The organism is Rhizobacter sp. OV335 (assembly GCF_900142965.1).
Lineage (GTDB): Bacteria > Pseudomonadota > Gammaproteobacteria > Burkholderiales > Burkholderiaceae_C > Rhizobacter.
Window position 1 is genome coordinate 219948 of sequence record NZ_FRCQ01000006.1, and the last position, 17330, is coordinate 237277.

A 17330-nucleotide genomic window follows, 5' to 3' on the forward strand; every position below is an offset into this window, starting at 1 on the left:
CAGGCTGCGGCTGATTCCTGTTGTTACAGTCGACGACCTCATGAAATTCCCGACGCTCGTGGCCTGGATCGCCGGCCTGCTGTGCTTGCTGGCCGGGCCGGCGTTCGCGCAAGCGACGCTGTCGCCGATCGAGCCGCTGGAGCTCACGCGCAGCGGGCAGTTCTACCTCGCCGAGGCCAGCGAAGAGCCACCCGACGTCGACCGCCTGGCCGACTGGCTGGCCCGCAAGACACCGGTGGCGCATGTCTCGCTGCTCGGCGGGCGCTACTGGTTCCATGCGACGGTGCGCAACGACAGTTCGGCGACGCAGTGGGTGATCGACCCGCATGCGAGCCTGATGGAGCACGTCGGCGGCTGGGTCTATGTGGGCGGCCAGCCGCCGCAGACCTTCGTGACCGGCTACCACGCCGACACGCCCTACATGCTGCACTACGGCAGCGACATCACGCTGCCGCGCGGCAGCTCGGCCCATGTGCTGCTGCGCATCGACAGCCGCTATTTCGCTCGGCTGCCCGGCATCGACATCCAGACCAAGGCCGAGTACCGCCGCACCGTGATCTCGGAGAACGTGCTGGCGCTGTTCGCGCTCGGCGCGCTGCTGACGCTCGCGCTCTACAACGTGTTCATGTTCCTCGGCACGCGCGACAAGGCGCTGCTGTACTACGCGCTGTACCTGCTGGCCGCCACGGCGGGCTGGGGACTGACCTTCCACCTTCCCGCGCAATGGCTGGGCTGGCACGGGCTGCAGTGGCACTACCTGCCGTTCTTCCTGATGGTGGTGTTCAACACCCTCTTCTACATCGAGTTCCTGCAGCTGCGCGAGGCCGCGCCGAGGCTCGCGTGGCTGGGCTACGCGAACCTGGTGCTGGCGCTGGTGCTGCTGCCGAGCTGCTTCATCGCGATGTCGTGGGCGCACACGCTGGCGACGATCACGATCTCGATCTCGCTGACCCTCGCGCTCGTCGCCGGGCTGCTGCGGCTGTGGTCGGGCTACCTGCCGGCGCGCTACTTCCTCGCGGCCTTCCTCGCGCTGCTGCTGCCGGCGCTGGTGATCCTGCCGGCCAACCTCGGCCTGAGCCAGGACATGGTGCGCAACCCGGAGCTGATCGCGCTGCTGGGCAGCACCGCCGACGCGATCCTGCTGGCCTTCGCGCTGGCCGACAAGATCCGGCTGCTGTCGATCGAGAAGGACGGCTACCTCGTCCAGCTGCACCGCGCGCTCGACCAGGCCAGCACCGATGCGCTGACCGGCATCGGCAACCGCCACGCCTTCGACCGCGCGCTGACGGCGCTGACCGCCGCCGATTCGTCGGCCGGACTGATGCTGGTGATGATCGACCTGGACGGCCTGAAACGCCTCAACGACGAGCACGGCCATGCGCACGGCGACGCGCTGCTGTGCGAGTTCTCGCGCCAGTTGCAGACGCTGCGCGACCGCGACATGACGGTGTTCCGGCTCGGCGGCGACGAGTTCGCGGTGCTCGGCGACATGCGCCATGAAGACGAGACGCGGCGCGACATGCGCCGCTTCGAGGAGCGGCTGCACGCCGCCGGCTTCGAGGGCTGCGGCATCAGCTTCGGAATCGCGTTCGGCTCGGAGATCACGTCCAGCAGCCAGCTGCTGATCCATGCCGACGCGCGCATGTACCGCCACAAGTCGACCAAGCGCGACGCCCCGGAGAGCGCCCCGCAGGCCTTCAATCCTCGCCGCGCTTGAGCTTCATGCGCTCGCGTGCCGAGCGGCCGCGCGCCTTCCACTCGGACAGCTGCTGGTGGCGCTCGAGCACGGTCAGCGTGTCGCGCCGCACCTCGCGCAGCAGCTTGTGGTAGTTGCGCACGCGGTCGGCACCGACGCCTTCGCGCACCGCGCAGCCCGGCTCCTCCTCGTGGCGGCAATCCCGGAAGCGGCACTGCAGCGACAGCGTCGAGATGTCCTCGAAGCCGAGCGCGAGCCGCGCCTCGTCGGTGTCGGGGCGCAGCGTGCGCAGGCCCGGCGTGTCGATCACGCAGGCGCCGCCGGGCAGCCGGTGCAGCGAGCGCGAGGTGGTCGTGTGCTTGCCGCGGCTGTCGTGCTCGCGCACCGCGCCGGTGTCCTGCAGGTCGGAACCGGCCAGCGTGTTGGTGAGCGTCGACTTGCCGGCGCCCGACGAGCCCATCAGCACGACGGTCTGGCCGGCTGACAGCCAGGGCTGCAGCGCCTGCGCCGCCGCGGCGCTGCGGCCGTTGACGGCCAGCAGCTCGACCTGCGCCGGCAGCCGGCCGCGCAACTGCGCGCGGGCGTTGTCGAGCGCCTGCGGCGACACCGCATCGGCCTTCGTCAGCACCACCACCGGCTGCACGCCGCTGCCCTGCACCAGCAGCAGGTAGCGCTCGAGGCGGCGCGGGTTGAAGTCGTCGTCCAGCCCCATCACGAGGAAGGCGGTGTCGACGTTGCTGACGACCGGGTGGCGGCGGCCGTCGGCATCGCGCCGCGCGATGTGCGTGAGCGGCGGCACGCGCGCGTGCACCCAGCGCTGGCCGTGGGCGTCGAGCGCGGCGATCACCCAGTCGCCGACGGCGAGGCCGGTTTCGTCGTCGTCGAGCATGCGCACCAGGCGGGGCAGCACGCGCGCGCCGTGCGGCTGATCGCCGTCGTGCAGCTCGACGGTCTCGCGGTGCACTTCGGTCAGGCGCATCAGTTGCGCGCCGGGGGTGGCGGTTTCAGGAAGGGAAGAAGAAGCAAAGGAGATGGCCTCGGCGGCCATCGCGGGCGTGAGCCCCATCGAGCGCAGGCGCTCGACATCGATCTCGATCATGGTGGGTCGTGTCTCTCATCATCGCGGCCGGCGCAGGCGCCGAGCCAGAGGCCCTGCGCGGCGAACGCCGTGCAGGGCAACGAAGGAATGAAAGCTGTGCCGCGGCGGCAGGGTGCCGGCGGGGACGATCAGGACCCGAGAGGGATCGGCGTGATCAGCGCAGACCGGAAATGCAATCCGCGGGCAGCAGGAGGGCAATGTCAGTGTTCTTCATCGCTTGGTCTCCTTGTCGCGGGGTGGTGGGGGCTGGCCCGGGCGATCCGCGGAATCGCCGGGCGCGCAGTGTGGCATGCACCGCACCGGCGCGTCAAACCCGTGGCAAAGGCGCGACAATGCGGCTCCTCTGCTGGACTGGAGCGTTGGGATGATTCGATCGCTTTACATCGTCACCGGCGCATCGCGCGGCCTGGGTGCGGCGATGGCGGAACAACTGCTCGCCCCCGGCACGCAGCTGCTGTGCATTTCACGGCGCACCAGCGAGGCGCTGGCGCTGAAGGCCGGCACCGCCCAGGCGCGCTGCGAGCAATGGGCGATGGACCTCGCGACCCCGTTGCCGGTGGCGCACCGCCTGTCGGCCTGGCTCGCGCAACTCGACCACACCGCATTCGACACCGCGACGCTGATCAACAACGCCGGCGTGCTGACGCGCGTCGGCCCGCTCGGCCACGTCGACGGCACCGATGTCTCGAACGCGTTGCGCGTCGGGCTCGAGGCGCCGCTGCTGCTGACGGCCGCGTTCCTGCGCGCGACGCTCGCGTGGCCGACGCGGCGGCGCGTGCTGCAGATCTCGTCGGGGCTCGGCCGGCGCGCGATGGCCGGGCAGGCCATCTACGCCGCGGCCAAGGCCGGGCTCGACCATGCGGCCCGCACGATCGCGCTCGATGAAGCCTTGCAGCCGAACGGCGCGAAGATCGTCTCGCTGGCGCCCGGCGTCATCGACACCGAGATGCAGGCCCGGCTGCGCGACAACCCCGCGGATGGGTTCCCGGACCAGGTGCATTTCGTGAACCTGCAGCGCAACGGCGGCTTGTCCGCGCCGGCCGAGGCGGCTGCCAAGGTGCTCGCCTACCTGGATCGGGCCGACTTCGGCCACCAGCCCGTGGCCGACGTGCGCGACGCCTGAAGCCTCTTCAGGACCGGTCGAGCCGCGGCGGTGCGGTGGGCACCTCGCGCGCTTCAACATCGACGATGTTGGCGGGGTCGACCGCCGGGCCACGGCGCGTGAAGCCGCCGAACGGCTGGCGCGGATCGACCTTGAAGCGTTGGACCTGCGGGCGCCAGCCGCGCAGCAGCGCCCAGACGACGAACGACAGCGTGAGGACGAACCCCAGCAGCAGCAGCCCGATCGCGAAGATGGTGCCGATCAGGAAGACGACCAGGCGAATCAGGAAGGCGAACACGCGGCGGAAGATCATGGACAAGGGCACCTCGTTGGCGAGCCGGGATTATCAGTCCGGCCGCGGCGCGGGGTCTTTCAGGCAAATCAGCCGCGCGTGCCGCGGGCCGCGCGGGCCTGCTGCGCGAGTTGCAGGTCCGACATCGCGCGCTTGCCGGTCACGACCACCTGCGGCATCACGACCACTTGCATCTTCTTGCCGACCACGGTGACGGCCGGCATCGTGATCACCGCGGTGGCGACCTGCTCAGCCTGGGCGCGCGGCTGGCACAGCAGCACGACGGCGGCGGACAGCGTGGCGATGATCAGCGTCAGGTGGGTCAGGCGGGTGGTGGTCATGTCGGGCTCCAGGTCGGTGGGTATGTCGTCGATGGAGTCAGTATCGGCAGGCACCCCGCCCGTTCCCAGCGGCTTGCGACAGACCGGCCCGGCACGCGGCTGAACTGCAGCCCGGCGTGACGAACCGGCCGCGATCCGGACGCTTCAGCCGCCCGCCGGGCCCTGGAAGCCGCCCTGGCGGAAGGTCAGCACCAGCGTGTCGCGGTGCGCGCTGTGCTGCGCATCGGCCGACAGCGGCTGGATCGGCGTGCTCTCGTGGATCACCCGTTCGTCGTCGAGCATCAGCGTGGTCCAGGGCTCGCTCATCGTGAAGCGGATGCCGTTCGGGCCTTCGGCCTCGAACACCCGCGTCTCGCCGCCCTTCACACCGCGCCGGCCGACCAGCAGCACGGCGACGAAATCGACGCCGTCGCGGTGCGCGCCCTCCGGCGTCGGCCGGCCGATGCCGTCGGTGGTGTCGATGCGGAACTGGTGCGCCTCGATGAACCATGGCCGCGCGCCCTTCAGCGCGCTGCAGGCCTCGGCCATGCGCAGCAGCAGGCGCGCCCAGACCGGCTGCGCAACGACCCCGGCCTCCATCGGCTCGAACCAGCGCTCGATGCCGCCGTGCAGCGCGTTGTAGGCCACCGGCTGCCAGTGCGCGCGGTGCGGCGAGGTCGAAAGCGTCGCGCCGTCGGCCATGAAGCAGGAATGGCGGCGGCGCCGGTAGCGCCCGCCGTCGCGCAGGTAAGCGTCGGGCGGCAGCGCGTCCCAGCTCGACTCGAGCGCCTGCAGCTCGGCGGCATCGGCCGCGATCCATTCGCGCAGGCCGGCCGGGCTGATCACGCCATGGCCCTGGGCGCGCAGGCCGGGCACGAGTTGCGAGGGGACGACGTAGGGAGGCAGCATGCGTTCTGTCATGCCGTGATGATGCCAGCCCGCAAGCGTCACGACCTGCCGCTATGCTTGCGGCCTGCGCCTCCTCAAGCCTTTTCAGAAAGCGGTTTTCATGTACCACGGCGAGCGTTTCAACAGCCTCACGCACCTGGCCGGCCTGCTGCTGGCGATCGGTGGCGGCACGGTGCTGATCGTGCAGGCGTCGCTGCACGGCGATGCATGGCAGATCGTCGGCGCAAGCATCTTCGCGGCGACGATGATCGTGTTGTATGGCGCGTCGACGCTGTACCACAGCGTGCGCGGCGCGGCCAAGCGCGTGCTGGTGAAGTTCGACCACTGCGCCATCTACCTGCTGATCGCCGGCACCTACACGCCGTTCGCGCTGGTCACGCTGCGCGGGCCCTGGGGCTGGTCGCTGTTCGGCGTCGTGTGGGGGCTCGCGGTGCTGGGCATCGTGAAGGAGCTGAGCCTCGGCCGCGAGCGCGTGCCTTCCGTGCCGCTGTATGTGGCGATGGGCTGGCTGGCGCTGATCGCCGCGGTGCCGCTGGTGCGCGAGCTGCCGTGGGCGGCGCTCGCCTGGCTGGTGGCCGGCGGGCTGTTCTACACCGGTGGCATCGTGTTCTATGCGAACGACGAGCGCTGGCGCCATGCGCATGGCGTGTGGCACCTGTTCGTGCTGGCGGGCACGGCCTGCCACTTCGTCACCGTGATGCTGTACGTCGCATGAGCGGTGGCCATGTTCACCCGCGCGCGGCCGAGCTGATCGCGCTGCTGCAGTTGCAGCCGCATCCCGAGGGCGGGCACTACCGCGAGTTCTTCCGGTCGGAAGCATCGGTCGCGCCGGCCGGGGGCCGCCCGTCGCGCAGTGCACTGACGAGCATCGATTTCCTGCTCGGACGCGGCCAGTTCAGCGCCTGGCACCGGGTCGCGTCCGACGAGGTCTGGCACCTGCTCGAAGGCGGTCCGCTGCGGCTGTGGCTGATGCCGCCGTCGCTGGCCCGCATCGAGTCGGTGACGCTCGCGCCGGTGAGTGCCGCGACGCAGCCGCGCTTCACGGTGCCCGCTCAGTGGTGGCAGGCGGCCGAGCCGCTGGGCGAGTTCGCGTATGTGGGCGCCACGGTCGCACCGGGCTTCGACTTCGCCGATTTCTCGTTCCTGCGCGATCACGCCGATGCGCTGGCTGCGGTGCACGCGCGGCAGGCCGATCTCGTGAGGCTGGCCGGATGAGCGACACCCCCGCCCAACCCCGCAACCCGCTGCACGGCCTCACGCTCGAGGCCTTGCTGACCGAGCTGGTCTCGCACTATGGCTGGGACGGCTTGGCAGAGCGCGTCCAGCTGCGCTGTTTCAGCATCGAGCCGAGCATCGCGTCGAGCCTGAAGGTGCTGCGCAAGACGCCGTGGGCCCGCGAAAAGGTCGAGAGCCTGTACCTCTTCATGTTGCGTGAAAGAGACCGCGCGGCGCGCGCGAGCAAGCCGCGCTGAGCTGGGCCTTCGAGCCGGTTCCAACAGCGAAGTTCCGTATTTCTGCTGCGCTGCAACACCATGTTGCAGCCCCTCGAAAAACTTCACGTTCAGAGGGTGCCGCGTTCACATGCGCGGCCGATCCTGCTTGCATGTCGGACAAGCGATCCGGCAGTCCCTTACTGAAGAGAAAGCAGGAGTGAACACATGACCAGCATCACCAAACTGAGCAGCAAACTCGTCATCGCCTCGGCCGTCTCGCTGATGGCGCTCGCGGCGCAAGCCCAATCGGTCCAGCCCGGCCCGTACATCGGCGGCAGCGTGGGCACGACCAAGTTCCACGGCGACAACATCGGCGGGTTCGACACCGACACCACCGACACCGGCGGCAAAGTGTACGGCGGCTACCAGTTCACGCCGAACTTCAGCCTCGAAGGCGGGTGGATCGGCCTGGGCAAGTACAGCAGCAGCGGCAGCGAACTAAAGCTGAACAACGGCATCTTCCTCGACGCCGTCGGCACCTTCCCGGTGGCGCAGGACTTCTCGCTGCTGGGCCGCGTGGGCGTCTACAACGGCAAGGCCGACCGCACCATCAACGGCGTGAACGACAGCGAGCGCGGCACCGACATCAAGTACGGTGCGGGCGTGCAGTACGACCTGTCGAAGAACACCGCGATTCGTGGCGAATGGGAGCGGTACCGCGTGAAGGCGCTGGACATCAAGGACAACACCGACATGTTCTCGGTCGGCGTGAACTACCGCTTCTAACCAGCGGCCTCAGGGGCGGGCGGGTTGGGCGCCAGCACGCGGATGCGCGTGCCGGTCAGCCCGACCACCTGCCCCGCCCTGATCTTGCAGGTCTTGCGCAGCTCGGCCTGCCCGTCAACCTCCACGTTGCCTTCGGCGACGAGCATCTTCGCGGCACCGCCGCTGTGGCAGACGCCGGTGGCTTTCAGCAGCGCATCGAGCGGGATGAAGTCACCGCGCAGTTCGAAATCGATCAGGTTCATGCGGCGAATTGTCGCGCGAGCAGCCCATACGAATGGCGCCGCACCGCGGGATCGTGCGCCCAGGTGTTGATCACGAGTTCTTCGAGCCCGAAGTCGCTCGCCAGCGCACGCAGCTTGTCGGTCACCTGAGAGGCCGTACCGACGAAAGCCTTGCGCCGCATCGGCTCGATCGTGGCCAGTTCGTCGGGCGTGAAACCCCGCTCGGCGATCTGATCCGGCGATTGCAGCGGCCCGAGCAGCCCGCGGTTGCGATCGACCCGCCAACGCTCGCGGCTCAGGGCCAGGTGCAACGCAGCCTCTTCAGTGTCTGCTGCCAATGCCCACACACACACGGTCGCATGCGGCTTCGGATGACGCTCGCTCGGCTGGTAGAGCCGGTGGTACAGGTCGAGCGCCTGTTCCGCCCCTTGCCCGTCGGTGAAGAAGTACGCGAACGCATAGGGCAAGCCGAACTGCGCCGCCATCTGCGCGCCGTAGTCGGAGCTGCCGAGGATCCACACCTCGGGCGCATGCTCGCCACGCGGGTGCGCAACGATGCCCCGGTGGCGCAGTCCGTTGGTCCAGGCCTGCAGATCGCGCACCTGCTCCGGAAAATGCTCGGCGCTCCCGTACGCATGCGGATTCAGCGCCTGCGCGGTGCGCATGTCGCCGCCCGGTGCACGCCCCACCCCGAGATCGATGCGGCCCGGAGCCAGCGCTTCGAGCACGCGGAACTGCTCCGACACCTTCAGCGCCGCGTAGTGCGGCAGCATCACGCCGGCACTGCCGATGCGGATGCGCGTCGTGCGGGCGGCGATCGCGGCCATCAGGATCTCGGGCGCACTGCCCACGATCGTCGGCAGGCTGTGGTGCTCGCTGACCCAGAAGCGTTCGTAGCCGAGGGCTTCGCAGTGCTGGGCGAGTTCGAGGGTGTCGCGGATGGCGGCGTCCTCGCCTTGGCCGCTCAAAGCGACGGATTGGTCCAGGACTGAGAGTTTCATGAGAGTCCCTCGGCGTGATGCGCAATGTGATCCGCCACGAAGGTCGAGATGAAGTAGTAGCCGTGATCGAAGCCCGCATGGCGTCGCAGCGTCAACGGCTGACCGGCAGCGTTGCAAGCCGCTTCGAACAGATCCGGATGCAGCTGCGTCGCGAGGAATTTGTCGGACAAGCCCTGGTCGATCAGCAGATGCGAGGTGCGCGCCCCGGCCTTCACGAGTTCGGTTGCATCGTGCGCGCGCCACACATCGCGGTCCTCGCCCAAGTAGCCGCGAAACGCCTTCTCGCCCCACGGGCTCTGCATCGGTGCGGCAATCGGCGCAAAGGCCGACACGCTTCGGAACAGCGATGGATGCTTCAGGCCCAGCGTCAGCGCGCCATGCCCGCCCATCGAATGCCCGAACAGGCCCAGGCGGCTGGTGTCCGCCTGGAATTGCGCCTCGAGCAACACCGGCAGCTCCTGCGTCAGCCAGGTGGCCATGCGCCAGTTCGCACGCCACGGCGCCTCGGTGGCGTCGAGGTAGAAGCTCGCGGCCGTTCCGAAATCCCACGAGGCATCGGCCTCGGCGATGCCGGTGCCGCGCGGGCTGGTGTCCGGCGTCACCAGCATCAGCCCATGCTTCGCCGCATGCTGCTGTGCGCCGGCCTTCATCGCGAAGGTCTGCTCGTTGCACTCGAGTCCGGCGAGGTAGACCAGCACCGGCACGCGCTGCGACGCAGCTTGCGGCGGCCTGAAGACGCCGAAGCGCATCGGCAGGCCGATCGCGTCGGACGCATGCTCGTGAAAACCTTGCACGCCGCCGAAGCAGGCGTGCTCCGACAAGGTCTTCATCGCCGGGCCGTCAGTCACGCTCTTAGTCATACACCACCACCGAACGGATCGATTCGCCACGCTTCATCAGCTCGAAGCCGTGGTTGATGTCGTTCAGTGCCAGCTTGTGCGTGATCAGCTCGTCGATGCGCAGCTTGCCGTCCATGTACCAGTCGACGATCTTCGGCACGTCGGTGCGGCCGCGCGCGCCACCGAAGGCCGAGCCCTTCCACTCGCGCCCCGTCACCAGCTGGAACGGGCGCGTCGAGATCTCCTGGCCGGCGGCCGCCACGCCGATGATGATGCTCTGGCCCCAGCCCTTGTGGCAGCACTCCAGCGCCTGCCGCATCGTCGTCGTGTTGCCGATGCACTCGAAGCTGTAGTCGGCGCCGCCATCGGTCAGCTGCACGATCGCGTCGACCACGTTGTCGACCTCGCGCGGATTGATGAAGTGCGTCATGCCGAAGCTGCGCGCCATCGCCTCGCGGGCCGGGTTCAGGTCGACGCCGATGATCTTGTCGGCACCCACCATCCTCGCGCCCTGGATCACGTTCAGGCCGATGCCGCCCAGGCCGAACACCACCACGTTCGCACCCGCCTCCACCTTCGCGGTGAAGATCACCGCGCCGACGCCGGTCGTCACGCCGCAGCCGATGTAGCAGACCTTGTCGAACGGCGCGTCCGACCGGATCTTCGCCAGCGCGATCTCGGGCACCACGATGTGGTTGCTGAAAGTCGACGTGCCCATGTAGTGCAGGATCGGCTGGCCGTCGATCGAGAAGCGGCTCGTCGCATCGGGCATCAGGCCCTTGCCCTGCGTGCCGCGGATCAGCTGGCACAGGTTGGTCTTGCGCGACAGGCAGAACTTGCACTGCCGGCACTCCGGCGTGTACAGCGGGATCACGTGGTCGTCGCGCTTCAGGCTGGTGACCCCCGGCCCCACCTCCAGCACCACGCCCGCGCCCTCATGGCCGAGGATCGCCGGGAACAGGCCCTCGGGATCGGCACCCGACAGTGTGAACTCGTCGGTGTGGCAGATGCCGGTCGCCTTCACCTGCACCAGCACCTCGCCGGCGCGCGGCGGTGCCAGGTCGACCGTCTCGATGCTCAGCGGTTGACCGGCCTTCCAGGCCACGGCGGCTTTCGTCTTCATGGGCAACTCCTTGCAAGCCGAGGGTCGGCGTTGGGCCGGCATTGTGCGGCGCGGCCGGCCGGGCGTCGGCATGTCGTGTGGAAACACCGTCACCGGCCACGATTCTCGGAGCAGTGTGCGGAATGTCCCGACCCGTGGTGTATATTCGCCGCACAGGTATACGCAAGGCTGTGGTTGTGAGTGATCTTTTGCGACGCCGTGCTGGTTCCAGCCCGGTTCTGTTGAAATCCCCGAATAACTCTTGAGTGTCTCTGCATGCGTCGGCATGTGCTGCCGCATTACTACTGATAGAAATAGGAAAACGTCCATGACGACGCAAACCGGTACCGTGAAGTGGTTCAACGAGAGCAAGGGCTACGGCTTCATCGCTCAAGACGCGGGCGGCGCTGACCTGTTCGCCCACTTCCGTGACATCCAGGGCAACGGTTTCAAGACGCTGCTGGAAAACCAGCGCGTGGAATTCGAAGTGAAGCAAGGCCAGAAGGGCCTGCAAGCCGCGAACATTCGCGTGCTGTGATGCAGCGCAGGGCGCAAGCCCTGTCTAGCAAGCTTTAACCAGCAAGACGAACGCGGCCCCCGGGCCGCGTTTTCTTTTGGGGAGGACGTCCCTTACTGCTTGACCTGCGCCGTCTCGATCGCCAGCTTGTTGTCGACGCCGCTCACGCCCTTCACCGCCATCGCGATGCGCTCGGCCCGCTGGCGGGCGTCCTCGCTCGGTGCCGAGCCGTACAGCGCGACCTTGCCATCGTGCGTGTCGACGTTCACGCGCAGCGCGCTGAGGTCCGGGTCCTTCGCGATGTCGGCCTTGATCGATGCCGTGATCGCCCCGTCGGTGATCGACTGGCCGATCTGCGAGGTGCCGTCCTGGCTCGCCTGCGACGCATCGCGGGCAGCAGCCTTCACATCGGCGACCGACTGCTTCGCGTTCTGCTTCATCTGGTCGGCCGTCTGCTCGGCGGTCGACACCGCCGAATCGAGCTTCTGCCCGACGGTGCGGTGGTCGCTCGAATCACACCCCGCTGCCAGCGCGACGACCGGTGCGGTCACGCACAAGGTCCACAAGAGCTTGCTCATATCGGTCTCCTTCAGATCAACGGAACATGGCGCGCCACCTGCGGCGCCGCGGCGGCCTGCGGTGTCTGCACGAGGCGATTCACCGGGTAGCCGTCGGCGCGCAGCCGCGCGACGATGCCGTCGTAGAGCGCACCGTCCATCTGCGGCGTGCGCGAAAGAATCCACAGGTACTCGCGCGACGGCTCGCTGACCACCGCATAGCGGTAGTCGGCATCGAGCATCACGACCCAGTAGTCGCCGCGTCCCACCGGCATCCAGCGCAGCCAGGTCGGCAGGAAGCTGACCTTCAGCTTCGCGCCGCTGTCGTCGCCCTTCACCGGCGTCGCGCGCCCCACCGAGACGGCAAAGGTCGAATCGGCCGCGCGACAGCGGTTGATCACCTTGATGGCGCCGCTGCCGGTGGGCTGGTAGGTGGCGGTGACGTTGCCTTCGCACTTCGCCTGGAAGCTGTTCGGCAAGCGCGCGAGTTCGTACCACGTGCCTGAGTAGCGCTGCGCGTCGAGCGACGCGACGCTGCGCACCGGCAGCGCGTCCTGCCCTGCGGCCAGCGCCAGCGCGACGCTCGCCACGGCCAGGCTGGCCACGGTCAGGATCGAGGTGAGGCTCAGGCGCATCGCAGTCTCCAGGCAGGTCTTGTTTGTCGGATCGGTCGACCCGGTTGATGCAGGCCACTGTAGGTTCGCCCCCTGCCCCACCCTGTCGGCGCGCCGCCTGATCGGCTGTCGGACAAGGTCGACATCGGCGCTACCATCGACCGGCGCATCCCGAGAACACAACACATCCAGGAGACAACGCCATGACGAGCAGCCTCGTGAACCAGCAGATCCGCCTTGCCGCCCGCCCCGTGGGCCTGCCCACCGCCGACAACTGGCAGTTCACGACCGAGCCGGTCGCCGAGCCCGAGGCCGGCGGGGTGCTCGTGAAGACGCAAACGCTGTCGCTCGACCCGGCGATGCGCGGCTGGATGAACGAAGGCAAGAGCTACATCCCGCCGGTGGGCATCGGCGAGGTGATGCGCGCCGGCGGCATCGGCACCGTCGTCGCGTCGAAGAACCCCGCCTTCGCGGTCGGCGACATCGTCAGTGCCACGCTCGGCGTGCAGCAGTACTGCGTGATCGCCGAGGCCGGCATCCGCCGCCACGGGCTGTTCAAGATCGACCCGCGCCTGGGCACGCCGATGCAGTGGCTCAACGTGCTCGGCATGCCCGGCATGACGGCGTACTTCGGGCTGATGGACGTCGGCCAGCCGAAGGCCGGCGAGACCGTCGTCGTCTCGGGGGCGGCCGGCGCCGTCGGGCAGACGGTCGGCCAGCTCGCCAAGGCCAAAGGCCTGCGCGCGGTCGGCATCGCCGGCGGGCCCGCCAAGTGCGAGTGGGTCGTCAAGGAGCTGGGCTTCGACGCCTGCATCGACTACAAGGCCGGCCCGGTGAAAGACGGCCTGAAGCAGCACTGCCCGAATGGCGTCGACATCTATTTCGACAACGTCGGCGGCGAGATCCTCGACGCCGTGCTGACGCGCATCAACCGCCATGCCCGCATCGTGATCTGCGGCGCAATCAGCCAGTACAACAACACGACGCCGGTGAAGGGCCCCGCCAACTACCTGTCGCTGCTGGTCAACCGCGCCCGCATGGAGGGCATGGTGGTGTTCGACTACGCCGACCGCTACCCGGTCGCGATCGCCGAGCTGGGCGAGCTGCTGCAGGCCGGGCGCATCAAGAGCCGCGAAGACGTGGTCACCGGGCTCGACAACTTCCCGCAGGCGCTGCTGAAGCTGTTCAGCGGCGAGAACTTCGGCAAGCTGGTGCTGCAGGTCGCGGCCTGAGCCCCACAGACAGGCGTCCCTGCGGGCAAGTGCGCTGGACGCCTGCGGCATTCGGCCCAACACTTGCCTTCCATGGCTGTCCCTGACGTGCCCCTCGATGCGCCCCCCGGCATGCCCGCTCCCGGCGTGGCGGCCGCGCATGCCCTGCTGGCGGCGAGCCCGGATGCACTGCTGCAGCTCGACCAGGCCGGCCGCATCGCGTGGAGCAACGGCCGCCTCGAGGCCGTTTGCGGCCTGCCGGCCGGTGCGCTGGCGGGCCGCGATGTGCGCGAGCTGCTCGGCCTGCCGCCGCAGGCCGCGCTGGCGGCCGAGGCCCACCGCTGGACCCCGCCTTCGGGCACGCCGCGCTGGCTGAGCTTGCAGTCGCCGGGGCCGCAGCTGCTGGTGGTGCGAGACATCACCGAGTTGCGCACGCTCGGCGACGAGGCCCGCCGGCTGGCCGAGCTGCTCGACATGGCGCAGGAGTTCGGCCGCCTCGGCGTCTGGGAGCGCGACATCCCGTCCGGCGAGGGCCGCTGGGACCGCCACATGTTCCGCTTCTTCGGCATGGACCCCGCCGACGGCACGCCGAATTTCGCGCTCACGTCGCAGCGCATCCACCCGGACGACCGCGTCGACCCGAAGATGTTCGAGTCGATGAACCAGCCCGGCCAGTACAGCCGGCGCTACCGCATCGTGTGGCCCGACGGCCGGATGCGGCGCGTGCATTCGCAGTGGGAAGTGAAGCCCGACGCCGGCGGCACGCCGACGCGGGCGATCGGCATCCTGGTCGACGACACCGAGGCCTACGAGCTCGCCGAATCGTTCAACGACACCAGCGCGCAACTGAAGATCGCGGTCGACCTGGGCAACATCGCGATCTGGCGCCACGACCTGAAGCGCAACCGCATGTATTACAACGAGCGTGCGTACCAGGTGCTCGACATCACGCCACGGCCCGAAGGCATGTCGCTCGACGAGGTGCGCGCGCTGATCCACCCCGACGACCTGCCACAGGTACTGGCCACCTCGCAGGCCGCGCTGCGCTCGGACCGGCCGGTCGACATGGAGGCCCGCTACCGCCGCCCGGACGGCAGCTTCCGCTACGTGCTGACGCGCCGCGTCGTGCGCCGCGATGCCGACGGCACGCCGATCGAGTTCGTCGGCGTCGCGCTCGACGTGACCGAGCAGGTCGAGCACACCCGGCGCGCGACCGAGATGGCCAAACGGCTGGAGATCGCCGCCACCGCGGCCGGCCTGGGCATCTGGAGCCGCGACCCGGAGACGCGCCGCGCCGAATGGAACGACGAGATGTTCCGCATCATCGGCCGGCCGAAGGAGCGCGGCGTGCCCACCGGTGCCGAGTGGATGAACGAGGTGGTGCACCCCGACGACCGGGCCTTCATGGAGCGCGTGCGCGACGAGATCCGCGCGACGCCCGAGGTGTCGGTGGAGCACGAGTACCGCATCCGCCGCCCGGACGGCGAGCTGCGCTGGCTGGTGAACCGGGTGCGGCGCGAATCGCGCGACGGCCGGCCGATGCTGTTCGGCATCACGATCGACGTGACCGAACGCGTGAAGACCGAGGCGGCGCTGCGCAGCGCGAACGAACGCATCGGGCTGGCGGTGCGCAGCGTCGGCATCGGCACCTGGGAATGGCTGCCGGCCACCGACACGTCGGTCTGGGACGACGCGATGTTCCGGCTGCGCGGGCTGGAGCCTTCCGCGCATGTGCCCGACGAGGCCGAGCGCGCGGCGCTGGTGCTGCCCGAAGACCGCGAGCGGGTGGCCGCGGCACTGGCCGAATCGGTGCGCAACCGCAGCAGCGCGGCCTACGAGTTCCGCGTCGTGTGGCCGGATGGTTCGGTGCACTGGCTCGCGTCGCGCTCGACCGCGGTGCTCGATGCCGGCGGCCAGGTGCACCGCCACATGGGTGTCAACTGGGACATCACCGACGCGCGCAGCGCCGAGAGCGCGCGCCAGGAGCGCGCGGTCGCGCAGCGCGAGAGTTCGGCCAAGTCGGAGTTTCTCGCGCGCATGAGCCACGAGCTGCGCACGCCGCTGAACGCGGTGCTCGGCTTCGCGCAGCTGCTGCAGTTCGATGCGCGCGCGCTGACCGCCGATCACAACCACAAGGTCGAGCACATTGCCGCCGCCGGCCGGCACCTGCTGTCGCTGATCAACGACGTGCTCGACCTGTCGAGCCTGGAGAGCGGCAACCTGCGGCTCGACCTGCAGCCGCTCGCGCTGCACGAGGTGGTCTACGAGACGCTGCCGCTGGTCGAGGCGCTGGCGCGCGAGCACGGCGTGACGCTGCATGCCGACCGGCTGCAGGCGACGGTGTGCGCCGACCGCATCCGGCTGCGCCAGGTGCTGATCAACCTGCTGACCAACGGCATCAAGTACAACCGGCGCCATGGCCGCGTCACGTTGAGCTGCACGGTCGACGCGACGCACGTGACGCTGCGCGTCGAAGACACCGGCCGCGGCCTGCGGGCCGACCAATTGCCCCATTTGTTCGAGCCATTCAACCGGCTGGGTCTCGAGAACGAAGGCATCGACGGCACCGGCATCGGGCTCGCCGTCGTCAAGGCGCTCGTCGAGCGCATGGAAGGAACCGTCATGGCCAGCAGTCAACCGGGCACGGGGTCGCAATTCGAGGTCCGCCTGCCGCGCGCCGATGCCGCGGCGCAGGCGCCGGCCGGCGTGGCGCCGCCGGCGGCGATGCCTGCACGCGGGCCGGCCCCCTCGCCGGACAGGCCCCGCGGGAAGGTGCTGTACATCGAGGACAACCCGGTCAATGTGCTGCTGGTCGAGGAACTGGTGCGCAGCCAGGCCGGCCTGTCGATCGAGTCGGCACCGAGCGGCGAGGCCGGTGTGGCGCGCGCCCGCGAGCTGCAGCCGGACCTGGTGTTGATCGACATGCAGCTGCCCGATTTCGACGGCTTCGAGGTGCTGCGGCGACTGCGTGCCCAGCCGGAGACGGCGGGCATCCGCTGCGTTGCGCTGTCGGCCAACGCAATGCCCGAAGACATCGCGCGGGCCCGCGCTGCCGGGTTCGACGACTACTGGACCAAGCCGATCGACTTCGCCGAATTCCTCGGGGGACTCGACCGTCTCTTTCCGCCGCCTCCTGCTGGGTGATCTTGCTGTGCGCGTGGGCGGGGCGGCCGGGGGCAGGCTGTGGGGGCTCAGCTGGAGCGGTCGGCGCTGGCGCGCCGACTGCACGAAGAAGATCGGCTTCGAGGGTGCATCGCCAAACTCCCTCCACTCACTTCGTTCGTTGTGGTCAAACAGTGGCGATGAGTCGGTCTACGAAGCACGCTGGCGCGTGCCACCCTCGAAACCAATCTTCTCCGTCGCCCCAGAAGTCGCCCCCACAGCCTGCCCCCGGCCGCCCCGCCCACGAACCGCATGTGTTCGTAGCCCGGATGCCAATCCGGGGATCAATCTTCACTTCGGTGTTCACCCCCAAAGGAGCACGGCGGTGTCGCAAAGGCGCGCGGGGGGAGGCCGTGGCGCGCCAATAGGGACGGGGCGCCGGAGCTGGCTGGTTTCATGGCCCGCGTGCGCAGCACGCTTCGTGAACTGACTGTCGCCGACTGTTTGACCACAACGAACGAAGTGAGTG

The 17330-nt window shown here is 69.0% G+C and carries 19 protein-coding genes; 9 read left to right on the forward strand and 10 right to left on the reverse strand.

What is annotated here, in order from left to right:
- Nucleotides 1–40: 40 nt before the first annotated feature.
- Entirely contained in the window at nt 41–1717 is a 1677-nt protein-coding gene (locus BUE42_RS09225; protein ID WP_073464498.1) for a GGDEF domain-containing protein, read from the forward strand.
- Here BUE42_RS09225 and rsgA read toward each other — a convergent pair.
- Nucleotides 1698–2795: a ribosome small subunit-dependent GTPase A gene (gene rsgA / locus BUE42_RS09230; protein WP_073464500.1), complete on the reverse strand. Its 1098-nt coding sequence runs from the start codon at nt 2793–2795 to the stop codon at nt 1698–1700. The two genes, BUE42_RS09225 and rsgA, sit on opposite strands and share 20 nt — an antisense overlap.
- A gap of 364 nt (nt 2796–3159) precedes the next feature.
- Between rsgA and BUE42_RS09235 the strand changes: the two genes are divergently transcribed.
- Nucleotides 3160–3918, forward strand: coding sequence for an SDR family NAD(P)-dependent oxidoreductase (locus BUE42_RS09235; protein WP_073464503.1), 759 nt, complete (start codon nt 3160–3162; stop codon nt 3916–3918).
- Nucleotides 3919–3925: 7 nt separating this feature from the next.
- Here BUE42_RS09235 and BUE42_RS09240 read toward each other — a convergent pair whose 3' ends face one another.
- The 3 genes from BUE42_RS09240 to BUE42_RS09250 all read right to left on the reverse strand — a co-directional run bounded on the left by BUE42_RS09240 (nt 3926) and on the right by BUE42_RS09250 (nt 5418).
- Nucleotides 3926–4216, reverse strand: a complete 291-nt coding sequence (locus tag BUE42_RS09240) for a hypothetical protein (RefSeq protein WP_143171400.1) — start codon at nt 4214–4216, stop codon at nt 3926–3928.
- A gap of 62 nt (nt 4217–4278) precedes the next feature.
- Nucleotides 4279–4530 carry a hypothetical protein gene (locus BUE42_RS09245; protein WP_073464508.1) on the reverse strand — a complete coding sequence of 84 codons (252 nt, stop codon included), beginning with the start codon at nt 4528–4530 and terminating at the stop codon, nt 4279–4281.
- A 144-nt stretch (nt 4531–4674) separates the two neighbouring features.
- On the reverse strand, nt 4675–5418 hold the full coding sequence (locus tag BUE42_RS09250; protein WP_235002211.1) for a 2OG-Fe dioxygenase family protein: 744 nt from the start codon (nt 5416–5418) through the stop codon (nt 4675–4677).
- A 100-nt stretch (nt 5419–5518) separates the two neighbouring features.
- Here BUE42_RS09250 and BUE42_RS09255 point away from each other — a divergent pair, with 100 nt between their 5' ends.
- The 4 genes from BUE42_RS09255 to BUE42_RS09270 all read left to right on the forward strand — a co-directional run bounded on the left by BUE42_RS09255 (nt 5519) and on the right by BUE42_RS09270 (nt 7637).
- Nucleotides 5519–6133, forward strand: coding sequence for a PAQR family membrane homeostasis protein TrhA (locus BUE42_RS09255; protein ID WP_073464512.1), 615 nt, complete (start codon nt 5519–5521; stop codon nt 6131–6133).
- Nucleotides 6130–6633, forward strand: coding sequence for a cupin domain-containing protein (locus BUE42_RS09260; protein WP_073464515.1), 504 nt, complete (start codon nt 6130–6132; stop codon nt 6631–6633). Before BUE42_RS09255 ends, BUE42_RS09260 begins: the two co-directional genes overlap by 4 nt.
- Nucleotides 6630–6890, forward strand: coding sequence for a VF530 family protein (locus BUE42_RS09265; RefSeq protein WP_073464517.1), 261 nt, complete (start codon nt 6630–6632; stop codon nt 6888–6890). Before BUE42_RS09260 ends, BUE42_RS09265 begins: the two co-directional genes overlap by 4 nt.
- A gap of 186 nt (nt 6891–7076) precedes the next feature.
- The gene (locus BUE42_RS09270) at nt 7077–7637 is read left to right on the forward strand and encodes a porin family protein (RefSeq protein ID WP_073464519.1); all 561 of its coding nucleotides are present in this window, start codon (nt 7077–7079) and stop codon (nt 7635–7637) included.
- On the opposite strand, the gene BUE42_RS09275 is transcribed toward BUE42_RS09270, so the two are convergent.
- From BUE42_RS09275 to BUE42_RS09290, 4 genes are read right to left on the reverse strand one after another with little or no spacing between them, the layout of a single operon-like run.
- Nucleotides 7634–7879 (reverse strand): RNA-binding S4 domain-containing protein, encoded by a 246-nt coding sequence (locus BUE42_RS09275; protein ID WP_073464521.1) that lies wholly within the window; start codon nt 7877–7879, stop codon nt 7634–7636. The genes BUE42_RS09270 and BUE42_RS09275 overlap by 4 nt on opposite strands.
- Nucleotides 7876–8859 carry an LLM class flavin-dependent oxidoreductase gene (locus BUE42_RS09280; protein WP_073464523.1) on the reverse strand — a complete coding sequence of 328 codons (984 nt, stop codon included), beginning with the start codon at nt 8857–8859 and terminating at the stop codon, nt 7876–7878. Before BUE42_RS09280 ends, BUE42_RS09275 begins: the two co-directional genes overlap by 4 nt.
- Nucleotides 8856–9689 (reverse strand): S-formylglutathione hydrolase, encoded by an 834-nt coding sequence (gene fghA, locus BUE42_RS09285; protein WP_073464525.1) that lies wholly within the window; start codon nt 9687–9689, stop codon nt 8856–8858. The genes BUE42_RS09280 and fghA overlap by 4 nt, the downstream gene beginning before the upstream one ends.
- A gap of 22 nt (nt 9690–9711) precedes the next feature.
- Complete coding sequence (locus BUE42_RS09290; RefSeq protein WP_073464527.1) at nt 9712–10821, reverse strand: S-(hydroxymethyl)glutathione dehydrogenase/class III alcohol dehydrogenase; 1110 nt, start codon at nt 10819–10821, stop codon at nt 9712–9714.
- 307 nt (nt 10822–11128) lie between these two features.
- Between BUE42_RS09290 and BUE42_RS09295 the strand changes: the two genes are divergently transcribed.
- Nucleotides 11129–11338 carry a cold-shock protein gene (locus tag BUE42_RS09295; RefSeq protein WP_047511365.1) on the forward strand — a complete coding sequence of 70 codons (210 nt, stop codon included), beginning with the start codon at nt 11129–11131 and terminating at the stop codon, nt 11336–11338.
- 92 nt (nt 11339–11430) lie between these two features.
- Here BUE42_RS09295 and BUE42_RS09300 read toward each other — a convergent pair whose 3' ends face one another.
- On the reverse strand, nt 11431–11895 hold the full coding sequence (locus BUE42_RS09300; RefSeq protein WP_083614007.1) for a BON domain-containing protein: 465 nt from the start codon (nt 11893–11895) through the stop codon (nt 11431–11433).
- 11 nt (nt 11896–11906) lie between these two features.
- Nucleotides 11907–12509, reverse strand: coding sequence for a lipocalin family protein (locus BUE42_RS09305; RefSeq protein ID WP_073464529.1), 603 nt, complete (start codon nt 12507–12509; stop codon nt 11907–11909).
- Nucleotides 12510–12691: 182 nt separating this feature from the next.
- On the opposite strand from BUE42_RS09305, the gene BUE42_RS09310 reads away from it, so the two are divergent.
- Both BUE42_RS09310 and BUE42_RS09315 read left to right on the forward strand, forming a co-directional pair.
- Complete coding sequence (locus tag BUE42_RS09310; protein ID WP_073464532.1) at nt 12692–13720, forward strand: NADP-dependent oxidoreductase; 1029 nt, start codon at nt 12692–12694, stop codon at nt 13718–13720.
- A 72-nt stretch (nt 13721–13792) separates the two neighbouring features.
- Entirely contained in the window at nt 13793–16843 is a 3051-nt protein-coding gene (locus BUE42_RS09315) for a PAS domain-containing hybrid sensor histidine kinase/response regulator (RefSeq protein ID WP_083614008.1), read from the forward strand.
- Nucleotides 16844–17330: the final 487 nt, after the last annotated feature.

Excerpts from the sequence above, each read along its gene's own strand:
- BUE42_RS09290 (WP_073464527.1), bottom strand. The coding sequence starts at position 10,821 with ATGAAGACGAAAGCCGCCGTGGCCTGGAAGGCCGGTCAACCGCTGAGC.
- BUE42_RS09250 (WP_235002211.1), bottom strand. The coding sequence starts at position 5,418 with ATGCTGCCTCCCTACGTCGTCCCCTCGCAACTCGTGCCCGGCCTGCGC.
- BUE42_RS09255 (WP_073464512.1), top strand. The coding sequence starts at position 5,519 with ATGTACCACGGCGAGCGTTTCAACAGCCTCACGCACCTGGCCGGCCTG.
- BUE42_RS09295 (WP_047511365.1), top strand. The coding sequence starts at position 11,129 with ATGACGACGCAAACCGGTACCGTGAAGTGGTTCAACGAGAGCAAGGGC.
- fghA (WP_073464525.1), bottom strand. The coding sequence starts at position 9,689 with ATGAAGACCTTGTCGGAGCACGCCTGCTTCGGCGGCGTGCAAGGTTTT.
- rsgA (WP_073464500.1), bottom strand. The coding sequence starts at position 2,795 with ATGATCGAGATCGATGTCGAGCGCCTGCGCTCGATGGGGCTCACGCCC.
- BUE42_RS09315 (WP_083614008.1), top strand. The coding sequence starts at position 13,793 with ATGGCTGTCCCTGACGTGCCCCTCGATGCGCCCCCCGGCATGCCCGCT.
- BUE42_RS09305 (WP_073464529.1), bottom strand. The coding sequence starts at position 12,509 with ATGCGCCTGAGCCTCACCTCGATCCTGACCGTGGCCAGCCTGGCCGTG.
- BUE42_RS09300 (WP_083614007.1), bottom strand. The coding sequence starts at position 11,895 with ATGAGCAAGCTCTTGTGGACCTTGTGCGTGACCGCACCGGTCGTCGCG.
- BUE42_RS09270 (WP_073464519.1), top strand. The coding sequence starts at position 7,077 with ATGACCAGCATCACCAAACTGAGCAGCAAACTCGTCATCGCCTCGGCC.
- BUE42_RS09235 (WP_073464503.1), top strand. The coding sequence starts at position 3,160 with ATGATTCGATCGCTTTACATCGTCACCGGCGCATCGCGCGGCCTGGGT.
- BUE42_RS09265 (WP_073464517.1), top strand. The coding sequence starts at position 6,630 with ATGAGCGACACCCCCGCCCAACCCCGCAACCCGCTGCACGGCCTCACG.
- BUE42_RS09225 (WP_073464498.1), top strand. The coding sequence starts at position 41 with ATGAAATTCCCGACGCTCGTGGCCTGGATCGCCGGCCTGCTGTGCTTG.
- BUE42_RS09275 (WP_073464521.1), bottom strand. The coding sequence starts at position 7,879 with ATGAACCTGATCGATTTCGAACTGCGCGGTGACTTCATCCCGCTCGAT.
- BUE42_RS09280 (WP_073464523.1), bottom strand. The coding sequence starts at position 8,859 with ATGAAACTCTCAGTCCTGGACCAATCCGTCGCTTTGAGCGGCCAAGGC.
- BUE42_RS09245 (WP_073464508.1), bottom strand. The coding sequence starts at position 4,530 with ATGACCACCACCCGCCTGACCCACCTGACGCTGATCATCGCCACGCTG.
- BUE42_RS09260 (WP_073464515.1), top strand. The coding sequence starts at position 6,130 with ATGAGCGGTGGCCATGTTCACCCGCGCGCGGCCGAGCTGATCGCGCTG.
- BUE42_RS09310 (WP_073464532.1), top strand. The coding sequence starts at position 12,692 with ATGACGAGCAGCCTCGTGAACCAGCAGATCCGCCTTGCCGCCCGCCCC.